Source organism: Methanococcoides seepicolus (genome assembly GCF_023684405.1).
Lineage (GTDB): Archaea > Halobacteriota > Methanosarcinia > Methanosarcinales > Methanosarcinaceae > Methanococcoides > Methanococcoides seepicolus.
The window spans coordinates 21,781-27,891 of sequence record NZ_JAGSOI010000038.1; the positions used below are offsets into that span (position 1 = coordinate 21,781).

Annotated in this window: 6 protein-coding genes; 1 reads left to right on the forward strand and 5 read right to left on the reverse strand. The window is 44.4% G+C overall.

The genetic code is table 11. From position 1 onward, the window contains the following. Nucleotides 1-17: 17 nt before the first annotated feature. The 5 genes from KDK67_RS09425 to KDK67_RS09445 all read right to left on the reverse strand — a co-directional run bounded on the left by KDK67_RS09425 (nt 18) and on the right by KDK67_RS09445 (nt 5,553). Nucleotides 18-1,262 (reverse strand): phosphoglycerate kinase, encoded by a 1,245-nt coding sequence (locus KDK67_RS09425; RefSeq protein ID WP_250868538.1) that lies wholly within the window; start codon nt 1,260-1,262, stop codon nt 18-20. A 145-nt stretch (nt 1,263-1,407) separates the two neighbouring features. Next, on the reverse strand, nt 1,408-2,475 hold the full coding sequence (locus tag KDK67_RS09430) for a phosphotransacetylase family protein (protein WP_250868539.1): 1,068 nt from the start codon (nt 2,473-2,475) through the stop codon (nt 1,408-1,410). Nucleotides 2,476-2,520: 45 nt separating this feature from the next. After that, nucleotides 2,521-4,611 (reverse strand): acetate--CoA ligase alpha subunit, encoded by a 2,091-nt coding sequence (acs, locus tag KDK67_RS09435; protein ID WP_250868540.1) that lies wholly within the window; start codon nt 4,609-4,611, stop codon nt 2,521-2,523. A gap of 146 nt (nt 4,612-4,757) precedes the next feature. After that, nucleotides 4,758-5,282: a dihydrofolate reductase family protein gene (locus KDK67_RS09440; protein ID WP_250868541.1), complete on the reverse strand. Its 525-nt coding sequence runs from the start codon at nt 5,280-5,282 to the stop codon at nt 4,758-4,760. Nucleotides 5,283-5,343: 61 nt separating this feature from the next. Beyond that, entirely contained in the window at nt 5,344-5,553 is a 210-nt protein-coding gene (locus tag KDK67_RS09445; protein WP_250868542.1) for a hypothetical protein, read from the reverse strand. Between the two features lie 482 nt (nt 5,554-6,035). On the opposite strand from KDK67_RS09445, the gene KDK67_RS09450 reads away from it, so the two are divergent. Continuing rightward, nucleotides 6,036-6,111 (forward strand): transposase-like zinc-binding domain-containing protein (locus KDK67_RS09450; RefSeq protein WP_420846927.1); only part of this gene is annotated, 76 nt, incomplete at its 3' end.

A 6,111-nucleotide genomic window follows, 5' to 3' on the forward strand; every position in this document is an offset into this window, starting at 1 on the left:
TAACCCCCACACAGATTTTATTCAAATTCCCTATATCTTTTTGCAGCAACTTTTAAAGCTTCAATGCCAGGCAAGCTGTCCCCGGCAAGAAAATCAATACATGCCCCGCCACCTGTGCTTATGTGTGAGAACATCTTCTCATACCCCATATTACGCACCTCGGCAGTAATGTGGCCGCCGCCAGCAATTGAATAACCGGCATTCGTTGCAGCCTTGATGATCTCAGATGTACCGATCTCAAAGCCCTCTATCTCGGAAACGCCCGCAGGACCATTTAGAACAACGGTCTTCGCATTTTCGATCTCGCTTGAATATGCCACAATGGTCTCAAGACCGAGATCGTTTATTGGAAGGTTCGTCGAAGCCACATCATCGATCTTTGCCTCGATCCTGTCCCCATTATCATTAAGAGCAACATCCCTTGGAAAACCGAGCTTACCAGCAAATCTTTCAAGGATATTTTTCGCCTTATCTATCTGGTCGAGATATCCCTGGGATTTGATGAACTTCATATTAGGTTCACCAATATCGACACCTGATGCAGCAAGCACGACATTTGCGACAACGCCTGTGACCAGAACCCTGTCAGCACCGCCACTTGAAAGGACATGCTCAGCCACCTTGAGGGAATCATCAACCTTCGCCCCACCGAGAACAAATATACACGGAGATTCAGAACCTTTAAGGCTCACATCCAGAGAAGTTATTTCCCTCTCCATGAGACGGCCTGCCCCGGAAGGAAGAAGTCCGGTAAACCCTGTGATCGAAAGCTGGGAACGGTGGGATACCGCAAATGCATCGTTCAGGAAAATATCGAACAGAGGAGCAAGTTTTCGCACCATGTGAGTTCCCTGATGTTCACTAACAGGTCTTTTCAGGCTTTCTTCTGAATAGAAACGCACATTCTCCAGAAGGATAACATCCCCCTTTTCCATTGAAGCGATGTTCTCTCTGGCATGGCTACCAAAAATATCATCGATATAAGTAACCTTCCTACCCAATGAACTGGACATCACATCAGCATGTAGTTGCATAGTAGTGAAATCGTTCTTTCCTGGTCGGCTCTGGTGAGCTAACAGCACCACCTTCGCATCCTCCAGGTCCCTAAGGGTCGGTATATGGCTTTTGATCCTCATATCATCAAGTATGCCACCGCCAGGGCTCATTGGAGAGTTCAGGTCCACCCTCACAAGAATTGTTCTATCCCCTATATCAAAATCGTCTATCGTGAGAAAATCTTTAGCAGTCAAGGTATTCATCACCGGTAATACTGATCATATAATCCTGATAATTTGAATTTGCAATTGAAATTAATGAGATGCACGACACTATAAACCAATATATATTTATGTATATCCATCTGGGATCTCAAAGGATGTTTTCAAAAATAATAAATAATGAAGGACATCAAAGGCCGATCAGCGACATAAGCTCTTTGACATTCACATCGTTATTAATAAGCTCTACCATACGACCGAGCTTATGTTCACGCCTGAACCTTGCACGCCCTATTAGCCGTTCCATTCTTTCAATGGTCGACATCGTATCCCCTCGAACGAGGATCACAGGTATCTGTGCCTCATCCGCACTACCAAGCACAGCTGCACTTGGCTGAAGATTTCCGGTCAGGACAAGACATTTCACGCGTGCCTCGATCGCAGCCATCTGAATATCAGACCTGTCACCCCCTGTGATCACAACAGAATTGGGAGTACGCCTAAAATACTTGATAGCGGAATTCACTTCCATTGCTCCCACAAGATAGTGATCCACAAGCACCTCGATATTCTCAGAACCTGCAAGAACCTCTGCGTGAAGGTCTTCAACGATCTCAGAGATAGGGACCGAACGAAGGGTAGTGTCCTTTGGAAGCACACCAAGCACCTTGACCCCTTTATTTTCAAGGAAAGGTACCACCAGCTCACAAACATGCTCAAGCTGTCCTTCATCCACTTCATTGAGAATGACACCTGCGAACATATCCGGGTCGTGTATCAATTCAATATCAGAAAGAATACGATCCACCGCATGTATGGATTCATATCGGGCGACCAGAAGGATCTTGGTCCCGATGATAGAAGCAACCTGCGGGTCGGACAGACCGTATATTGCCCCGCCACCGATGCCACCAGTACCTTCCAAAAGAACAACATCCTTGTCCCTGGATATCTCGCCATAAGCATCGATAATTGTCTTATCAAGATGCTTTTCGACACCTGCAAGAGCATCTTCCACAAGGTTGTCAGTAAGAAGGATAGGCGTGATGTTCTTAATATCATCTTTCAGGTCGAAGAGCTTACGTGCCTGCTCCGAATCCTCATCTGAGAGCACACCATTTACATCCACCAGCATATTACCCACCGGCTTCATGTAACCGACAGAGTAACCCTTGTCCTTAAGTATAATACCAATACCTGCACACAGGGAACTTTTTCCGGAATATTTCTCAGAAGAACTTATCAATATTGAAGCCACACTGCCCAACCTCCATTTCTTTTAATTTGAATAATGTCAGCATATTCATTCGCCTCCAAGTGTCAGCCTTATGTCCATGGCAACACATCCCTGACCTTCAGGCAACACCATCAGAGGATTTATCTCAAATTCAAGTATCTCAGGGAAATCCGATACAAGTTGTGACACCCTGCAAAGAGTATCAACGATCGATGCGATATCAGAAGGACTTTCGCCCCTTACCCCCGTCAATATAGGATATGTCCTGATGGATGATACCATCTTTTTGAGAACATCCACTCCAACAGGAGCAACACTGAATGACACGTCCTTAAGCACTTCCACGTATGTCCCGCCAAGACCGAACATAAGCAGTGGACCGAATTGCACATCCCGGTTCATACCAATGATAACTTCTTTACCACCAGTGATCATTTTCTGGACCTGCACACCGGAGACCACTGCTTGTGGCATGTAGCGTCTCACATCCGACATCATTGTGAGGTATGCCCGCTCAACATCATCCGCATTCTCGAGCCCTATGCGAACACCCCCCACATCGGTCTTGTGTGAGATATCAGCAGAAAGTACTTTCATCACAACGGGATATCCCATATTCTCACATGCATCTAACGCACCTTGCAATGTCTTCACATTGAGGGTTTCCACCACAGGTATGCCATAAGCCCTGAGAATATCAAAGGATTCGAGTCCTAGCGTACGTCTGCCATTTGAGATCGCATCCCTTAGCAGGGAAGAAACAAATTCCTTATCAACATCGAACTTCTCAGGCAGAACATATTCATGTTCCCTCATGATACCATAGTCACATAGAGCAGCCATGCTGGAAACTGCTCTTTCAGGGAAAGGATAATTCGGAATATGATGATGGTTCAGGATTTCGTCACCCTCTTCTATCCGCGTCCCGCCTACAAAACTGCATAATATGGGCTTCTTCGTATCCGCACATTTTTCGGCAACCACTTCCGCAATGCTCTTAATTTCCGTCATTGCCTGCGGAGAAGTTAGAAGGATAACACCATCTACATTGGGATCATCAAGTATCGTTTCAATTGCAAACCCGTAGATATCAGGACGAGCATCCCCCAAAACATCTACCGGATTATAAAGGCTGGCTGCAGGAGGAAGTTTACCCCGCAACTTACCGATAGTGTCCTCATTAAACGATGAAAGGGAAAGCCCCGCGAACTGACAAGCATCTGCTGTCAGAATACCAAGCCCACCCGCATTTGTGATGATGGCGATGTTACGACCATCTGGTATTGGCTGGCTGGAAAAGGCACGTATGTAGTCCATTAGCTGTTCAACGGAATCAGCCCTGATAACGTTACTTTGGGAAAATGCAGCATTGTAAGCTTCATCAGAGCCTGCGAGCGTACCGGTGTGAGAAGAAACCGCCCTTGAACCAACTGCGGTCCTACCGGATTTGATCACAATGACAGGTTTCTTCCGGGAAACCTCGCGGGCGATCTGCATGAACTTCGGGCCGTCTTTCACACCCTCAAGATAAGCAGCTATCACAGCAGTATTATCATCATCTGCCATTTCAAGCAGAAAATCGTTCTCGGACAGATCGGCCTTGTTCCCAAGACTGATGAACTTCGAGAAACCCACACCTCTCGCATCCGCCCAATCAAGGGTCGACGTGCATATTGCACCTGACTGGGACATCATTGCGATATTGCCCTTCCTGGCCATGGATGCAGCAAAGGAAGCATTCAGACCGGATGCCGTATCAATGATGCCCAGGCAGTTCGGACCTACCATACGCATCCCGTGTTCCTTTACGATCTCAGCACACCTACGTTCAAGCTTCGAACCTTCGATACCTGCCTCCTTGAAACCTGCGGAAATAACAACTACGTTCTTTACTCCTGCCCGACCGCATTTATCGAGCGCGTCAGGAACAAGCACGGCAGGCACGACAATGACTGCAAGCTCTGCTCCCCCGGGTGCGTCCAGAATGGTCGGATAGCATGGCAGACCGAGGATCTCATCGGCTTTAGGATTAATAGGAATGATCCTGCCACTGTAGCTTTCAAGCAGATTGTCAAGCACCGCCCGCCCCACTTTCCCTTCAGTTCGGGAGGCACCGATGACAGCCACAGAAGCCGGATCGAATAATTTTTCAAGCATTTTGATACCTGTGAATTTCTAAACAATATAAACGATATAATGTCAGACCAGTATTTACCTACTAATTAACTAACTAAATTATATTGAGAATACTGATAGATAATGTTTTTCTAAGAGAGAACATTTATCACGTCAGTGAGAAAACTTTAGACCAATGTTTCATAATGGAGCTGTACCATCCCTTTTTCATACTGTTTTACATCAAGTAGCTTCAGTTCGGTCTTATAGACACCCTCGCGGAACAATGGAATCCCCTCCCCCAAAAGAATGGGCATTACACCAATGATGATCTCATCGATAAGCTTGGAGTCGAGAAACTCCCGGACAACTTCTCCGCCACCCAGGATCCAGACGTCCTTTTCTGTTTCAGATGATAGTTCTTCCACAAGATCTTTAACAGGTTTACTGGTAAACTTCACAAGATCAGTATCATCGAACTTATTGCTGTGAGTAAGAACATATGATCGTGCGAACTTGTATGGCCATTCGATACCAAATGAAAGGATCATTTCATAGGACTTCCTTCCCATCACGACAGCACCAATGTGCTCTATGAAAGTGTCATAGAAATCATATCCGGGAATGTCGATAAGCCAGTCCACACTCCCTGATTTTGTTGCAATATATCCATCCAAGCTCATGGCAATGTATAGAATTTTCTTTTGAGACATTGGGTCAACTCCAACAATGGTAGTATCAATATTTTGCCGTATACTTTTTTGGCATCTTCGTTCAGGAAACCCCATATGAAACACAAAGAATTGCAGAAACTGGAATAATATGTGTCTCCCCACGCCTTTCATCGTCCAATATAATATAATCTTTGTTTGCACGAATTCTGCCTTTTCTAACTGCTCCCGTTAATAACGTAACTTCTACAAACATTTCGAGATCTGATATATTATCAAGTTCTTCAATTATTGTCCATTTGTTTGCAAACATCCCCCATTACCCCTTAGCTTATATCGTTCAATTCTAGTACTAAACTATTGAAATCTCTTAAAACCTATTAAATTAATAGATTATCTGGATTATTCCCACTTATATCTGTCCTTTTATGCAGCTTAGTCAAATATAATTAATATGACTAATCGCATATATTAATAACCAATAAAAGAAGCGTAAACGAAAAAACCAGCATAATCGATTCCATTTCTACCACCTAATTAGTTTATTCCTGCTCTTTCACGTACACTGATCATGCCTTATCTTTGATTGTTCCTTCTACTTTTCCACATCTACGACAAATTTTCACAATATGTAGTTTCCATGAACCATTTTCCAGCTCTGTAGAAAACCTATCAAGATCAACATCTTTGGACTGTAATTGAGATTATATTCCAACATCGTGTCACACATCCCATAATATTTTTGGCATTGGTATTTAAGTAGAGTTTTTATGTTATTAGGACCTATATTTATGCATGAACTGTCCCAGGTGCAAGAGCTCCAATCATAAAAAGAACGGTAAAATCGATGGACGTCAACGCTACAAATGCC

What these genes read in the sequence shown, in the direction of transcription:
- KDK67_RS09445 (WP_250868542.1), bottom strand. Translation starts at nt 5,553, where the DNA reads ATGTTTGCAAACAAATGGACAATAATTGAAGAACTTGATAATATATCA.
- KDK67_RS09440 (WP_250868541.1), bottom strand. Translation starts at nt 5,282, where the DNA reads ATGTCTCAAAAGAAAATTCTATACATTGCCATGAGCTTGGATGGATAT.
- acs (WP_250868540.1), bottom strand. Translation starts at nt 4,611, where the DNA reads ATGCTTGAAAAATTATTCGATCCGGCTTCTGTGGCTGTCATCGGTGCC.